General features: G+C 65.3%; 12 protein-coding genes. 6 read left to right on the top strand and 6 right to left on the bottom strand.

The features are described 5' to 3' along the window. Positions 1 to 69: 69 nt before the first annotated feature. Positions 70 to 459 (bottom strand): GFA family protein, encoded by a 390-nt coding sequence (locus ACXYMS_RS00570; RefSeq protein ID WP_458903085.1) that lies wholly within the window; start codon positions 457 to 459, stop codon positions 70 to 72. Positions 460 to 483: 24 nt separating this feature from the next. Continuing rightward, a complete protein-coding gene (locus ACXYMS_RS00565) occupies positions 484 to 1005 on the bottom strand; it encodes a hypothetical protein (RefSeq protein ID WP_458903084.1) in 522 nt (173 codons plus the stop codon). 175 nt (positions 1006 to 1180) lie between these two features. Here ACXYMS_RS00565 and ACXYMS_RS00560 point away from each other — a divergent pair, with 175 nt between their 5' ends. Both ACXYMS_RS00560 and ACXYMS_RS00555 read left to right on the top strand, forming a co-directional pair. Next, positions 1181 to 1927, top strand: coding sequence for an ABC transporter ATP-binding protein (locus ACXYMS_RS00560; protein ID WP_458903083.1), 747 nt, complete (start codon positions 1181 to 1183; stop codon positions 1925 to 1927). Further along, positions 1927 to 4473, top strand: coding sequence for an ABC transporter permease (locus ACXYMS_RS00555; protein ID WP_458903082.1), 2547 nt, complete (start codon positions 1927 to 1929; stop codon positions 4471 to 4473). The genes ACXYMS_RS00560 and ACXYMS_RS00555 overlap by 1 nt, the downstream gene beginning before the upstream one ends. A gap of 173 nt (positions 4474 to 4646) precedes the next feature. Here the strand turns inward: ACXYMS_RS00555 and ACXYMS_RS00550 are convergent, their stop codons facing one another. Continuing rightward, entirely contained in the window at positions 4647 to 5534 is an 888-nt protein-coding gene (locus ACXYMS_RS00550) for a LysR family transcriptional regulator (RefSeq protein WP_458903081.1), read from the bottom strand. Positions 5535 to 5631: 97 nt separating this feature from the next. Here ACXYMS_RS00550 and ACXYMS_RS00545 point away from each other — a divergent pair, with 97 nt between their 5' ends. Together ACXYMS_RS00545 and ACXYMS_RS00540 are read left to right on the top strand one after the other, a co-directional pair. Next, a complete protein-coding gene (locus tag ACXYMS_RS00545; RefSeq protein ID WP_458903080.1) occupies positions 5632 to 6255 on the top strand; it encodes a class I SAM-dependent methyltransferase in 624 nt (207 codons plus the stop codon). Between the two features lie 144 nt (positions 6256 to 6399). Further along, the gene (locus ACXYMS_RS00540) at positions 6400 to 7923 is read left to right on the top strand and encodes a helicase HerA domain-containing protein (RefSeq protein ID WP_458903079.1); all 1524 of its coding nucleotides are present in this window, start codon (positions 6400 to 6402) and stop codon (positions 7921 to 7923) included. Positions 7924 to 7946: 23 nt separating this feature from the next. Here the strand turns inward: ACXYMS_RS00540 and ACXYMS_RS00535 are convergent, their stop codons facing one another. Beyond that, positions 7947 to 8813 carry an aldose 1-epimerase family protein gene (locus tag ACXYMS_RS00535; protein WP_458903078.1) on the bottom strand — a complete coding sequence of 289 codons (867 nt, stop codon included), beginning with the start codon at positions 8811 to 8813 and terminating at the stop codon, positions 7947 to 7949. A gap of 158 nt (positions 8814 to 8971) precedes the next feature. Between ACXYMS_RS00535 and hrpB the strand changes: the two genes are divergently transcribed. Then, the gene (gene hrpB / locus ACXYMS_RS00530; protein ID WP_458903077.1) at positions 8972 to 11422 is read left to right on the top strand and encodes an ATP-dependent helicase HrpB; all 2451 of its coding nucleotides are present in this window, start codon (positions 8972 to 8974) and stop codon (positions 11420 to 11422) included. A gap of 95 nt (positions 11423 to 11517) precedes the next feature. Here hrpB and ACXYMS_RS00525 read toward each other — a convergent pair whose 3' ends face one another. Beyond that, positions 11518 to 12276 carry a hydroxypyruvate isomerase family protein gene (locus ACXYMS_RS00525; protein ID WP_458904557.1) on the bottom strand — a complete coding sequence of 253 codons (759 nt, stop codon included), beginning with the start codon at positions 12274 to 12276 and terminating at the stop codon, positions 11518 to 11520. Between the two features lie 20 nt (positions 12277 to 12296). After that, the gene (msrB, locus tag ACXYMS_RS00520) at positions 12297 to 12701 is read right to left on the bottom strand and encodes a peptide-methionine (R)-S-oxide reductase MsrB (RefSeq protein ID WP_458903076.1); all 405 of its coding nucleotides are present in this window, start codon (positions 12699 to 12701) and stop codon (positions 12297 to 12299) included. Positions 12702 to 12807: 106 nt separating this feature from the next. Here msrB and ACXYMS_RS00515 point away from each other — a divergent pair, with 106 nt between their 5' ends. After that, positions 12808 to 13422 (top strand): pyridoxamine 5'-phosphate oxidase family protein, encoded by a 615-nt coding sequence (locus ACXYMS_RS00515; RefSeq protein WP_458903075.1) that lies wholly within the window; start codon positions 12808 to 12810, stop codon positions 13420 to 13422. Positions 13423 to 13427: the final 5 nt, after the last annotated feature.

Genomic DNA, 13427 nt, shown 5'->3' with positions numbered 1-13427 from the left:
CATCTCAAAGCAACGGTGCCGCCCTGGACCAAACCGAGGACGGCACAGCTTCGTGGCGAGATTGATGCCCTATTCCGGCACTGTCTCGTATTGCCGCGCGCCGTCACAGATATCGTAATAGTCGCCCTTGTTGCCGACAAAGATATGCTCCGACACCCTCACTCCGGTCGGCCCATCGAACGCGCCGAGCATGAGGCCGATCAGGTCCGCCTCAAGAAACTCGAAGAACATCGGGGAGCCGCAGGTCGAGCAAAACCCCCGGCGCGCCTTCTCGGACGAGCGAAACCAGGTGATGTTCGTCCCGCCCTTGATCGTCACGGCCGACTTTTTGACGTCGACGCCAGCCTCGTAATTTCCAGTGTTCTTGCGACACATGCTGCAATGGCAGGCCGAGGCCATGGGCAGCGGCCCGCTCACGTCGAACGACACCGCCCCACAAAGACATGACCCACTGTGCATTTCCGGCTCCGCGATGCGGCCAGACTATCGGCTGAACGGCACCCTCGCCGTCAGCACATCGCCCGAATTGTTGAACTCGACCTCAAAGTCGACGGTAATGCTGTCGCCCACCAGGAGGATGCGGGCGCCGATACGGACATCGCTGCCGGCGCGATCCTTTGCCTGCTCGCGCAGGTCGAAGCTGATTGTGTCGCCTGACTTTCGTCCAATAGCCAACCCTTCATACCCGGCACTGGCATTCATCACCGCCTCATACTGCCCGGCGGTGTCATTATAGGCGATGGTGCCCCTGATCGAGAGCGTAGCGTTCACCAGCGAGCAGCGCCCGATATAATTGATCTTGAGCAGATTGCCTTGGGATACACCCAGCCGGCACCGGAATGGCTCAGGCTGGTCGCCGCCCACCAGCGCACCTTCGCCACTCCAGTCGCCGATATAGGAGGTGAGCAGTTCAAGCTCGCTTTCGGCGGCCTGGACCGTCGCAAGCGCCGATGCCGGCATAGAAAGCGCCAGTGCGACTATTGCCGCCCGCAGCCAGTTTGTCACATTTACCCCCTCAGATGCGCGCTCGCCGACATGAATACCGGTACTCTTGCACTCTCAGCGTTAAAAATATCCAGCAATTGACGGCTTTGTTACGAATCAACCAACCACTATGAGGTGAAATCCTGGGATTAGACGCAAGAGCGTCGGCCTGGACCGCTGAGGGGGAAGACTGATCATGTCCAATGGACCGATCATTGATGCGCGCGATGTGGACTACAGCCTGGAGATAGCCGGGCGTCCCCTGCATATCCTGCGCAAGGTCTCCCTCACTGTCGCGCCCGCCGAAGTGGTTGCCATTGTTGGTCCTTCGGGCAGCGGCAAGACCTCGCTGCTGATGCTATTGGCTGGGCTCGAAAAGGCCACGGGCGGCAGCGTCCGGGTCAATGGCAGCGATCTGGGCGAGATGAACGAGGATGCGCTGGCGCGGTTCCGCCGCCACACGCTGGGCATCGTCTTCCAGAGCTTTCACCTCATACCCTCGCTCAGCGCCCTCGACAATGTCGGGCTGGCGCTCGAAATCGCCGAACCTGGCCTCTCCATGGCCCAGGTCCGCGAAAGGGCTGCGACGGCCCTGGCCGTTGTCGGCCTGGGAGATCGTCTCGATCATCGCCCCACCGCCCTGTCGGGGGGCGAGCAGCAGCGCGTTGGCCTTGCCCGCGCCACGGTTGCCGACCTGCCCCTGCTGCTGGCCGATGAACCCACCGGCAATCTCGATCAGAAAACCGGTTCCGTCGTGGTCGAGCTGATGTTTGACCTGGCGCGCCGCAACAACACCGCCGTGGTGCTCATCACCCATGATCCGGCCCTGGCGGCACGGGCTGACCGGGTCTTCACCATGACCCAGGGCCAGCTCACCGAAACCACGGCCGCCAGGAAACCTCCAGTCGACAAGTCCATTACCAGGAAGTCGGTGACGCGGTGATGCGCGGTCTCTGGCCGGCCATCCGCGTTGGCCTCCTGGACATGCGCGGCGATCTGCGGCGCTTCCTGCTCCTCGTCGTGTGCCTGGCGGTCGGCACGGCCCTGATCGCCGGCGTCAATTCGGTGGGCACCAGTATCACCCGCGCCATCGAAATCGGCGCTGCCGAGATCATGGGTGGCGATATCGAACTGTCTCGTGCCGACCGCCTGGCGACGCCCGACGAATTGGCTGCCATGAAGGCCCTGGGCAATGTCGCCGTGGCAACCGACACCAATCTGCGCGCCGAAACCTTTGCCGACGAAGCCTTTGCCGATGTCAGCGCCGTGGGTGCCCTCTATCCCCTGCTTGGCGCGGTCCGGAGCCCGCAACTGGCGCCCGGGCAGGATGTCACAACTCTCCTCGCCGAAGTGAACGGCGTATACGGGGCGCTGGTCGACGGCATCATGCTCGACCAGTTGGGTATCGGTATCGGCGACAGTTTCGTCCTGGGCGGCACGGAATTTTCAGTGCGCGGAACACTGGCCGGATTACCCGACGCCCCCGTGCGCGGCTTCCGCCTCGGCCTGCCCACGCTGATCACCATGGATGGCTTTGGCGTCGTCAGCGACCGCACGTCGCCGCTGCCGGGCCTGGGCACCTGGTACCGCTACAAGATCCTCCTGGCCGACCGTGATGTCGAGGCCGGGCTGGCGAATGCCATCGAGCAATTCGGCTCCAGGGGTTGGGCCGCGCGCTCGGCCCGCGATGGCCTCGGCCAGATGGTGCGCTACTATGATCTCTTCATGCGGTTTCTGCTGATAGTGGGCCTTGGTTCGCTGCTCATCGGCGGCGTCAGCGTCTGGACCGGCATGAGCGCCTATATTGCCGAGCGCTCCGGCGTCATCGCCATATTGCGCTCCATCGGCGCCAATCGCTCGCGGGTCTTTGTGCATTTCCTCGCCCAGGTGGCGGCGCTTGCCATAGTGGGTGTCGGCATCGGTCTTGTTGCCGGAGCCAGTACTGCCTGGTTCATCCTGCCTTCGATCGGGGCGGCCGTCGGCATTGATCTCGCCCCTGCCATTCATCTCCAGCCATTGTTGATTGCGGCCGGCACGGGCCTGGTCACTGCCTTTGCCTTTGCCTATCTGCCCCTGCAACAGGCCCAGACCATCCGCCCGGTGCTGCTGTTCCGCTCCAAGGGGCTCGATGCGCCCCCGGTCGACTGGCAGGGCCTGCTATTCTCCTGGCAGGCGCTTCCCCTCATCGTTGCCATTTTTGCCTTCTTCCTCTTGGCCTGGGCGATGACGGGCGATGCCATTCTGGTTGCCGCCTTCGGCCTCGCCAGCGCCCTCGGCGCCATGCTGTTCCAGCTGTTCATCCGCCTGGTCCAGGCTGGCCTCGCCCGTCTGCCCGAGACCGGGCCTCGCATCTGGCGTCATGCCATCCGCAATATCTCGACGGCGGGACAGAACGCCGCCGCGGTCGCCGTTTCGGCCGGCATGGCGCTGGCCATGTTGATCGTGGTGCTGGTCATGCAGACCAATCTGCAGCAGGAGTTTCTCGGCGCCTCGGCCATCGATGCGCCAACCTTGGTCGGCTCCGATCTCTTCCCCGACGAGGTGGAAAACCTTGAGGCGCTGACCCTGGGCGGCAATGGCATCACGCGCTTCGTCTCGACCCCCATGCTCTGGGGCAGCCTCATTGATGTGGCGGGAACGCCTGCCGCCGACTTGGTCACGCGAGGACCGGAAGCCACCTTCCTCCTCGCCGGCCAAGTGCCGCTCACCTTTCGCACCCATATGCCCTCCTCATCCCGCGTCACGGCGGGCGAATGGTGGCCCCCCGACCATGCCGGCCCCGGCCTTGTCAGCCTGCACCAGAGCCTGAGGCACGGTCTTGGCGTCGATCTGGGCGATACCCTCACTTTCTCGATCTTCGGCGAACCGGTAACCGTCACCATTGCCAGTTTCCGCGACTATTCCTGGCAGGGAGGCATCGATTTTCTCGCCACCTTCTCCCCGGGCGTGCTGGACGCCTATCCGACGACGCTGTTCGCCGCCGTCACCGCGGCCCCCGGCGCCGAGGAGGACGTGGGGCGCCTGGTTGCCAGCGCCTTGCCCGATATCCGCTTCATCTCGGTTGGCGATACCCTCAAGCAAGTGACCGACGCGCTGGGACAACTCTCCTTTGCGGCCAGCCTTGTGGGGAGCCTCGCCGTCGGCAACGGCCTGCTCGTACTCATCGGCAGCCTCTCAACCGGCCGCCGCCAGCGCGAGGCCGATGCGGTCATCACCAAGGTGCTGGGCGCCACCCGCTTCGAGCTGATTGTCACGGCGGCGCTGCAATATCTGCTCTTGGCGCTGCTGGCCGCCCTACCGGCTTTTACGCTCGGCATTGGCCTTGGGCGGGTCGTCAGCGGCCTGATGCTGGCGGTGGAGTTCACCATCAAGCTTGACATCATCGTCGTGGTGCTGGCCGTGGCCATGGCCATCACGGCGCTGCTGGGCGCCATGACCATTTGGCGCGCTGTCTCGACGCGCCCGGCGCGCCTCCTGCGCGATCTCTAAGAGAGGCCTGGAGCGTTCCAGCAGGTGCCGCCCCCAGTCATTTTGGGCGGAATAGCAGCATCCGGAATCTGAAACGCAATGAAAAGTTCAGCCTCGACTGCATGTCGACTTACAAGTTATAATGCCTGCAAGTCCCGAGGGCCCGTTCGGTAATCATCGAGGCATCAATAGCGTTAGCTAAGCCAATCCGCCAGCAGGTCGAAAACCAGGCGAATGCGCCGGCTGGTACGGAGTTCGCGATGCGTTACCAGCCACACCGGCACCTGGATCGGTTCTATTGCCGGAACCGCGATCTCGACTTCCGGCGTCACCAGCGCCACCGCTTCCACCATCGCCGCCAGGCACAGCCCCTTGCGCACCCATTCCCAACCGGTCATGCCGCTCTGGGTGGAAAAGCGGAAATTGGCGGGGCTGAGAGGCACACCCCGCGCCCGCATTTCGGCGATGAAATCATCATTGCCCTGCATGGCGCCGACAAAGTCGCACCGCGCCAGTTCCTCGCCATCGCGCGGGCGCCCCAGGCGCTCGAGCAGGTCCGGCGTGCCATAGACATAGGCCGCCGTGTCCCTGCAGCGCCGGGCGATCAGCCCGTCCTGATCCGGCCGCACATGTCTTATGGCAATATCAGCCCCGCGCCGCAGCAGGTCGCTGATCGACCCGGTCGCCAAAACGTCCAGCCTTATACCCGGTGCCTCCTTTCGGATGCGCTCGAGCAGTGGCGGCAGAACGTGGCCGGCATAGATGTCGGCTGCGGTGATCCGCACCACGCCCTCGACCGATTGCGACTGCGCCGCCGCCGATAGCGCCACCCGTTGCGCCGCCGCCCCCATTTCGCGCAGGTCGGCCACCAGCCACTGCCCGGCCTCGGTCAGCACCAGGCTCCGCCCCACCCGCTCGAAGATCGCCAGTCCGAGGCTTTCCTCCAGTGCCGCCACCTGCCGTCCCAGCGTCGGCTGCGTAAGGCCCAGTCGCCTCGCGGCTGCCGATAGCGACCCGGCCTCCACTGTTGCCAGGAGCGCCCGCATCTGGTTCCAGTCCGGATTGTTCGGCAAATCATCCATGCATCTACGTATAATTCTTCTGCGCTTATCTGCAATTTTGTTTTTCCGATTGCTCCGCTAGTCTCTCCGCCGACACTGAGCATTGCAGGACCCGCACATGGCCGAACTGAGCGCATTCTGGGACCGGCTGGCCGATAAATACGCCGCCCAGCCGATCGCTGACGAAGAGGCCTATCGCACCAAGCTGGCGCGCACCCAGGCCCATCTCACCCCGGACATGGAGATTTTCGAGTTCGGCTGCGGCACGGGCGGCACCGCCATTACCCATGCCCCGCTTGTCCGCCATGTCCGTGCCGTAGATTTTTCCGCCCGCATGCTCGACAAGGCCCGCGCCCGCGCCGCAGAGGCCGGGGTCGACAATGTCACCTTCGAACAGGGCGACATCACCAGCATCGCTCTTGCGCCGGCCAGCTATGACATGGTGCTGGGGCTCTCCATCCTGCATCTGCTCAAGGACCGGCAGGCCGCCATGGCCCGGGTCTTCCAGGCGCTCAAGCCCGGCGGGCGCTTCGTGTCCAGCACCGCCTGCATAGGCGACACCATGAAATGGTTCGGCCTGCTGGCTCCTCTCGGTCGCGCCTTTGGCCTCCTGCCCGTGATCAACATCATGACCCATGATCAATTGCGCGAGGACCTGATCCGCACCGGCTTCGTCATCGAAGACGACTGGCGCCCCAATCCCCGAGCCGCAATCTTCATCATCGCCCGCAAGCCCGGCTGAGATCGACCTGACAGATGCGATGCGAGGAAAGCCGCGAAGCGGCGTCCCGAATCGCGTCGCATCTGTGCTAAGCACGGGATTATTCGTGAGTAGCCGTGTGTTCGCCCCCTTCCCCGAAGTGCGACGCATCCAGCCGGAGAGATGATGCAGGTCGCCATCGACATGGGAGAAAGCCGGACCGCCGGCGCCGCCCACATGGACCTAGAGGAATTGCTGGCCACGCGCCTTCTGGTGCAGGGCAATTCCGGCTCCGGCAAATCCCACCTGCTGCGCCGGCTCCTCGAGCAATCTGCGCCCTGGGTGCAGCAATGCGTCATTGATCCCGAGGGCGATTTCGTCACCCTGGCCGACAAGTTCGGCCATCTGGTGGTCGATGCCACGCGCACCGAAAACGAGTTGACCCGCATCGCCGCCCGCGTCCGCCAGCATCGCGTCTCCGTGGTCCTCAACCTCGAAGGGCTCGATGTCGAGCAGCAGATGCGTGCTGCCGCCGCCTTCCTCGGCGGCATGTTCGATGCCGACCGCGATTTCTGGTATCCGGTACTGGTCGTGGTTGACGAGGCCCAGCTCTTTGCCCCCGCCGTGGCCGGCGAAGTTTCGGACGAAGCCCGCAAGCTCTCGCTTGGCGCCATGACCAATCTCATGTGCCGTGGCCGAAAGCGGGGTCTCGCCGGTGTCATCGCCACCCAGCGCCTCGCCAAGCTGGCCAAGAATGTCGCGGCCGAAGCCTCCAACTTCCTCATGGGCCGCACCTTTCTCGATATCGACATGGCCCGGGCTGCCGACCTTCTGGGCATGGACCGGCGCCAGGCCGAACAGTTCCGCGATCTGGCCCGTGGCCATTTCGTCGCCCTCGGCCCGGCCATTTCGCGCCGCCCGCTGCCCATCACCATCGGCCCGGTGGAAACCTCGGCCCGCTCCACCAGCCCCAAGCTGACCCCCCTGCCCGAGACGCCCGCCGACGCCGCCGACCTGATCTTCACCCAGGACCCCGAGGAACTGGCCCGCCCCGTGGTCCGCCGCCCGGCGCCGCCCCCGCCGCCCTCGACCAATGAACTGCTGGCCCAGGTTGCCGAGGCCAGGGCTAAGGCCCGCGCCGAGACATCCTCAGAACCGGCTTCGCTCTTCCCCGAGATCGACGAGGCCGAGCGCGCTGCCATGATCCAGGCGGTGATGGTCGAATTGATGAGCGATCCCGATGCCGGTTTCCGCACCACGGCCCAGCTCTATCAGGACTTTCTGGTGCGCTGCCGCATCCGCCGTGTGCCGGGCGATGCCCCAGCCCTCCCCGCCTTCAAGCGGCTCCTGGCGGTGGCCCGCGTCGCCCCCGACGAAACGGTCGCCGCCTCCCAAGGCTGGCAGCAGGCGCTGGCGCTGTCCGAAACGCTGACCGACGATGTACAGGGCGTATTCCTGGTCATCGCCCAGGCCGCGCTCACCGCCGCCCCCTGCCCCTCCGATGCCACCCTGGCGCGCCTCTACGGCACCCATTCATCAAGCAGGGCCAGGCGTCTGCTCACCTGGTTCGAAGAGCGGGGCCTAGTCGTCCTCCGCACCGATTTCCGCGGCCAGCGCATCGCCGCCTTCCCCGAGCTCGGCGTCGAAACCGCCCCAGGCGACCCCAATGGCCCCGACGCCCTCGCCGACGAACGCGGCGCGGCTGAATAAATCCTCACCCGGATGGCGGGAACCTAGCCCCTCAGCTCCGCCCGAAAACCGTATCGCGCCGAGGAGCTCGGCCCGAGCAATGCCGAATAGGGCCGCTGGGCAATATCATCCGATCCGCCCACTTCCGCGGCCGTGCCGTGCCAGGGTTCAAGGCAGATGAATTCGGCTCCCTTCCGGGTCCAAAGCGCAAGATTGGGGAGGTTGTCCCAGGTGAAATGCACGCTTGGCCCTTTTTCCGGTCCATAGACCAGTCCGGCTCCGGCGCCTTCGGGAAACAGCATGGCATCCTTTTCGAAGTCGCCATGGTCAAGCGCCAAAACGCCATTGACGAAGGGTGACGGCAGAGGCGTGGGATCCACCAACCCGCCCGAAAGCCGGTGCAGCGACGGGGCGCCGCCTTCATCGAGCTCGACCCTATGGGCCTCCCCCTCCGCTCCGGACAAAGGCCAGGCAAAGGCGGGATGAAAACCGATGCCGAAGGGCATGCCGCGATGGTCGTGATTGGTGACTTCGGCGCTGACCACCACGGCCCGGCCTTCCACCCGATGCTCGATATCGAGCTGGAAATTGAACGGATACATGGCCCGGCTCGCCTCCGAGGCAGTGAGCCGATAGACCACGCGGTCGGATTCTTCCACCACCAGCTTGAAATTGCTGCGCCGGGCAAAGCCGTGCTGACTCATCTGGAAGCGTTCGCCATCCACGCTGACCGAATCATTGGGGGCCTTGCCCACGATGGGAAACAGCACGGGCGACCGTCCGGTCCAGTGGGTGGCGTCGCCATGCCAGAGCCAGTGGCGCCCATCCCGCGTCTGGATCGACTGCATCTCTGCGCCGAGGGCCGCAACATCGACCGTGATCTGGTCATTGGCAATTCGGGTCAGTTGCATGCGCCGCTCCGGGCAGATGGGACCTTAGGCGGGCGCACCCTAAACTCTTCTTCTGCAAGAGAGAACTCCTAAGTACGCCCGGGGTGAACAAGCCGCTAAAGGCGCGTCCTTAGCTCGCCCCCTTGCGGTCGCCCCGTCACAAGCGCTATCGCCAAGCCATGCCAATATCCTTGCCGCCTCTGCCCATCGATGCCGCCCTGCCCGCCCTGGCGGCAGCGCTCACCAATGGCAACGCCGCCGTGCTCGTTGCGCAGCCCGGCGCGGGCAAGACAACGCGGGTGCCACTGGCCCTGCTCGACGCCCCCTGGCGCCGCGATGGCCGCATCATCGTGCTGGAACCACGGCGTCTCGCAGCGCGTGCCGCGGCAAGACAGATGGCAAGACTGCTCGGCGAGGAGGTCGGCCAGACTGTCGGCTATCGTGTCCGCATGGAATCGAAGATAACCGCCCGCACCCGTATCGAGGTGGTCACCGAGGGCGTCTATACCAACATGCTGCTCGATGATCCGGAACTGAGCGGCGTGGCCGCCGTCATCTTTGACGAATTCCATGAGCGCAGCCTCGACGCCGATCTGGGCCTGGCGCTGACACTAGACGCCCGCGCCCTTCGTCCCGACCTGCGACTGCTGGTCATGTCCGCCACCATCGATGGCGCCAGCGTCGCAAAATTGCTCGACAATGCCCCGGTCATCGACAGCCCCGGCCGCACCTTTCCGGTCGAAACCTTTCATGTCGAGCCCGACCCGCTGCAACGCCTCGAAGACCAGGTCACTGCCGTCATCCTCAAGGCCCTGCGCGAGCATCAGGGCTCCGCTCTGGTCTTCCTGCCCGGCCAAGGCGAAATCACCCGCATTGCCGAGCGCCTTGCCAACCGCCTGCCGCCAGACACCGATCTTGCCCCGCTCTATGGCCAGCTCAGCCCCGCCGAGCAGGACCGCGCCATCCAGCCCGCACCGGAGGGGCGCCGCAAAGTGGTTCTGGCCACATCGATTGCCGAAACCTCGCTCACCATCGAGGGCGTCCGCATTGTCATTGATTCCGGCTTCCGCCGCGTTCCGGTCTATGAGCCCGCCACGGGCCTCACCACTCTTGCCACCCGCCGCGTCTCCCGCGCTGGCGCCGATCAGCGCCGGGGCCGCGCCGGGCGCACCAGTCCGGGCGTCTGCATTCGCCTCTGGAATGCCGGCCAGACCGCCGCGCTCGAACCCTTCGATACCCCCGAAATCCTCGCCGCCGATCTCTCGGGGCTGATGCTCGACCTCAGTGCATGGGGCGTCACCGATCCAAAAGCCCTGCCCTTTCTCGATCCGCCGCCCGCCCCCGCCTGGGCCGAGGCCGGGGCGCTGCTGACCCACCTCAACGCCATTGACCAAAAGGGGCACATCACCCCCGCCGGCAAGGCCCTCGCAAAATTGCCGCTGCATCCGCGCCTTGCCCATATGGTGGTCGCTGGCGCCCTGGATGGCGATGCGCGCAGCGCTGCTGAACTCGCCGTCCTGATCGGGGAACGCGGCCTGGGTGGTGATGACATAGACCTGGGGCGTCGCCTCGAACGCTTCCGCACCGACCGCGGCAAGCGCGCCGAGGATGCCCGCACCCTCGCCGCGCGCTGGGCAAAACAGGCGGGCGGCAGTTCCGGCGCCAACCTGTCGCCGGGCCATCATCTGGCCCGCGCCTTCCCCGATCGCGTCGCCCAGCCCGCCGGCCCGCGCGGCCGTTTTCGCCTCGCCAATGGCCGCCAGGCCCAACTCGACGAAACCCATGCCCTGGCCGGCGCGCCCTTCCTCGTCGTCGCGAACCTAACCGGCAGCGCCAATCAGGGCCGCATCCGTTCCGCCGCCAGCCTGGATGCGGCCGAGATCGAAAGCCTCTTTGCTAACCACATTACCAGCGACACGACGCTGACCTTCGACGCCGCCACAGGCTCAGTCCGAGCCCGCCGCCAGCGCCGGCTCGATGCCCTGCGCCTGGCTGACGAAACCGCGCCGGTGACCGATCTCGAAGCCGCCGCGCGTCTTCTTGCCGCGGCCGTGCTCAAGCGCCCCGAGACCCTCAACTGGAGCCGCGACCAGAAGGCCCTGCGCGCCCGTGCCAGCTTCCTCCATCAAACCCTTGGTGCCGACTGGCCCGACCTCAGCGACACCGCGCTTGCCGCCGATCCGGCCTGGCTGGTGCCACATCTCCTGGGCGAGACCCGCCTATCCGCGATCAGCCCCGACCATCTTGGCGCCGCGCTGGACGTGCTGCTACCCTGGGCCCGAAGGCAGGAGATCGACCGCCTGCTCCCCAGCCATTTCCACGCCCCCTCGGGCAGCCATCTGCCCATCGACTACGCGGCAGAAAACGGTCCAGCGCTGGAAATCCGTGTGCAGGAACTCTTCGGCCTCGACCGCCATCCATCGGTGGCCAATGGCAAGCTGCCGCTCTTGCTAGTGCTGCTCTCCCCCGCCCACCGGCCGATCCAGACCACGCGCGATCTGCCCGGCTTCTGGCGTGGCTCCTGGAAAGATGTGCAGAAAGATCTCAAGGGCCGCTATCCCCGCCACCCCTGGCCCGACGACCCCATCGCCGCCCCGCCAACAGCGCGGGCCAAGCCACGGGGCACCTGACTTGGTGGACATGGCCGTCTCCGACCTCTCGGAGACCTCGTGGTGAGGTGCGAAGCAAAGCGAAGCCTCGACCCACAAGGTCGAGCCGGCGACATCTAACGCATTGCGTCGAGCGCCCGCATCCACTCCAACCCATCAGAAGTCCGCCCGGCCGGACGATATTCCGCCCCCACCCAACCATCATAGCCGCTGGACCGGATCGCCTCGAACACGGCGGGAAAATCCACATCCCCACTGCCCGGCTCATGCCGCCCCGGCATGTCCGCAATCTGCACATGCCCAATCACCGGCAGCAGCCGCCGGAAATTGTCCACCAGCGCCTCGCCCATCATGGCCATGTGATAGAAATCATATTGCAGGCGCAGATTGGCGTGCCCAACTACCGCCAAAACGCGCTCCGCCTGTTCAAGGCTCGACAATCCATAACCCGGCATGTCCACGCCATTGATCGGCTCGATCAGCGCCGTGATCCCCGCCTCGCCCAACCGCGCGGCCGCCCAGGAGAGATTGCCGATGAACACCGCCTCGGCTTCCGCTGCCGGCACGCCCTCTGGCACGATGCCGGCCATCACATGCAGCCTCGGGCAATCCAGCGCCGCGGCATAGTCCACGGCCTGCTCAATCCCGCTGCGAAACACATGCTCCTGCCCCGGTTGGCAGGCGCATCCCCGCTCCCCTGCCGCCCAATTGCCCGCGGGCGAATTGAACAGCACCACCTCAACGCCCGCAGCGTAAGCAGCCTCCGCAACCTGTTCGGGCGCAAACTCATAGGGCGAGACAAATTCGACGCCGCCAAAGCCATCGGCTGCGGCGGCGGCGAACCGGTCGAGAAAATCATGCTCGGCATAGAGCATGCTGAGATTGGCCGAAAGCCTCACTCCGACGGTGCGAAGTTCAGCGCCACGCCATTGATGCAATAGCGCAGCCCGGTCGGCGGCGGCCCGTCGGGGAATACATGGCCCAGATGGCTGCCGCAGGTGGCGCAATGCACCTCGGTGCGCACCATACCATGCGAGCGGTCGGTCGTGGTCTCCACCGCGCCAGGGATGGGATCGTTGAAGCTGGGCCAGCCGGTGCCGCTCTCGAATTTCAGCGTTGCTGCAAAGAGCGGACTGTCACAGCCGGCGCAGGAAAATGTCCCCTGTCGTTTTTCATGCAGCAGGGCGCAAGACCCCGGCCGCTCGGTGCCGTGCTGGCGCATGATATAATATTGTTCTTCCGTGAGACGTTCGCGCCATTCGGCATCGGTCCGGGTCACGGGGAAAGCATGGGCGTCCATGGCATCACTCCTTTGTCGGCCTGTTATTCGCTGCCGATATAGACTTAGTTACACACCAATCCCAGCGCGCGTTCCATCACAACGCGGTTTCCAGGTTCGGCACAGCATGACCCGCATCACCACGCTCGACCAGCTTGAAGCGCTCTATCAGCCCGCACCGGCGGCCGCCTCCACCGTCAAGGTGGCCAATGCCGTAACCCCCGACTATCGTCGCTTGATCGAGGCCAGCCCCTTCGCCGCGCTGGCGACCATCGGCCCCGAAAGCATTGACTGCTCGCCGCGCGGCGACAAGCCCGGATTCGTCCGCATCGCCGATGATCAGACCCTGATGATGCCCGACCGCCGCGGCAATAACCGCATCGATTCGCTGCGCAATATCGTCCGCGATCCGCGCTGCGCCTTCCTCTTCCTCATCCCCGGCTCGGGCACGACGCTACGCGCCAATGGCCGCGCCCATCTCTCGGCCGACCCGTTGCTGCTCGAAAGCTTCGCCATCGAAGACAAGCCGCCGCGTACAATCATCGTGCTCAAGATCGATGAGCTCTACTTTCAATGTGCCCGCGCCATTGTCCGCTCCGAGCTCTGGAACCCCCAGCGCCATATCGACCCCACGACGCTACCCAGTCCCGGCCGGATCCTCGCATCCATGACGAAAAACCAAGTCGGTGGCGACAGCTACGACCAGGCTTGGCCTGAGCGGGCGAAACAGACGATGTGGTAGGCCTC

The sequence above is a fragment of the Devosia sp. CAU 1758 genome (genome assembly GCF_054482695.1).
This window is presented reverse-complemented; position numbering and strand designations above follow the sequence as displayed.

Coding starts and splice junctions, on each gene's coding strand:
- ACXYMS_RS00555 (WP_458903082.1), top strand. CDS start 1,927: ATGCGCGGTCTCTGGCCGGCCATCCGCGTTGGCCTCCTGGACATGCGC.
- msrB (WP_458903076.1), bottom strand. CDS start 12,701: ATGGACGCCCATGCTTTCCCCGTGACCCGGACCGATGCCGAATGGCGC.
- ACXYMS_RS00560 (WP_458903083.1), top strand. CDS start 1,181: ATGTCCAATGGACCGATCATTGATGCGCGCGATGTGGACTACAGCCTG.
- ACXYMS_RS00525 (WP_458904557.1), bottom strand. CDS start 12,276: ATGCTCTATGCCGAGCATGATTTTCTCGACCGGTTCGCCGCCGCCGCA.
- ACXYMS_RS00570 (WP_458903085.1), bottom strand. CDS start 459: ATGCACAGTGGGTCATGTCTTTGTGGGGCGGTGTCGTTCGACGTGAGC.
- ACXYMS_RS00535 (WP_458903078.1), bottom strand. CDS start 8,813: ATGCAACTGACCCGAATTGCCAATGACCAGATCACGGTCGATGTTGCG.
- ACXYMS_RS00550 (WP_458903081.1), bottom strand. CDS start 5,534: ATGGATGATTTGCCGAACAATCCGGACTGGAACCAGATGCGGGCGCTC.
- ACXYMS_RS00540 (WP_458903079.1), top strand. CDS start 6,400: ATGCAGGTCGCCATCGACATGGGAGAAAGCCGGACCGCCGGCGCCGCC.
- ACXYMS_RS00545 (WP_458903080.1), top strand. CDS start 5,632: ATGGCCGAACTGAGCGCATTCTGGGACCGGCTGGCCGATAAATACGCC.
- ACXYMS_RS00515 (WP_458903075.1), top strand. CDS start 12,808: ATGACCCGCATCACCACGCTCGACCAGCTTGAAGCGCTCTATCAGCCC.
- hrpB (WP_458903077.1), top strand. CDS start 8,972: ATGCCAATATCCTTGCCGCCTCTGCCCATCGATGCCGCCCTGCCCGCC.